The sequence below is a fragment of the Paraburkholderia guartelaensis genome (assembly GCF_004353905.1).
Taxonomy (GTDB): domain Bacteria; phylum Pseudomonadota; class Gammaproteobacteria; order Burkholderiales; family Burkholderiaceae; genus Paraburkholderia; species Paraburkholderia guartelaensis.
The window spans coordinates 1-1,110 of record NZ_SMOD01000160.1 but is presented as its reverse complement, the minus strand read 5'-3'; the positions used below and the strand labels follow the sequence as shown (position 1 = coordinate 1,110).

Genomic DNA, 1,110 nt, shown 5'->3' with positions numbered 1-1,110 from the left:
ACGAGGCTGGCGTGGCTTTCACCATCACGCCACACTGAGTATCGCTGCGTATGGGTTTCTGATGGCTCAACGACTCAGAATGCAATCAGGTGGACATGGTAAAAAAGACTTCCTTGAACGCGCGCTGCCTGCCCTTCCCTCGGATTACATCCCCCGGGGCAGTCCAGCGCGCTCAGCGCCACGTTCCTGATTCCATTACTACATTGCGCATCCTGCTTGGACAAGGGCTCATGCAACGATGGCTTTCTTGCTGTACGACAGTAGATCGCGCAGTTACTTATATGACACAGTAGTACTAGGGGCATGGCATCCTGCAGGTTGGAAAAAATCTCGCCAGTCGACTTGCGCAGCGCTACAGGGGTAGCGCCACAGCGCACAACCCAGACAGACATTGCAGGTGTGCCTTAACACCTGAAACGTGGATTTGAAGAGTCAAAAAAATTACCAGCACCATCAATTTTATTTATTTGATATGGTTACTTCTATGCCTTATAAAGGAAGAACTTCTTTTTTGGTAAATCAACTGACTCGTCAAAAAGCAATTTGTCATATAACGTCTGCAAAACTCATTCGACTGTTCACGACAATACGGCGGCCGAATTGTCGCTAGACGACAACTCGAGCTGAATAATTTAATTGGATGCCGTATTTAACCAGATCAAGCTACCAAAGGTTAGCACGCGCGCGCCCGGAATCAATATGCGTTCCACCTGCTTAAGCAGCAGTTCGGTTAAACGTATATCTGTTACCGAGAGTCGATGCAACACTTCGTGCAGGTTCGATGCTGTTTGCGCCCACAAGTTGGCTGCGACGGATCTGTCGCAATAAGGCGGTCTGCTATGCTGACGGGCCTTAATGCGTGACGTGATCGATGACCGAGAAGCTGAGTCCGGGTGTGGGAAAAGTACTCAAACGCTTGCATTACCCGCTGGACGTGATGTTGCTGTGCGTTCGGTGGTACGTGGCCTATCCGCTGAGCCTGCGCCATCTTGAACAGATGATGGCCGAGCGCGGGATTGCGGTCGATCATTCGACCGTTCACCGTTGGGCACTCAAACTGTTGCCGGTGCTGGAGAAGGCGTTTCGACGGTGCAAACGGACGGTCGGCAA

General features: G+C 51.2%; 2 pseudogenes. Both read left to right on the top strand.

The features are described 5' to 3' along the window. A pseudogene (locus tag E1N52_RS43845) lies at positions 1 to 190 on the top strand (IS701 family transposase); the annotation flags it as partial. A 681-nt stretch (positions 191 to 871) separates the two neighbouring features. After that, positions 872 to 1,110 (top strand): annotated as a pseudogene (locus E1N52_RS43840) (IS6 family transposase); the annotation flags it as partial.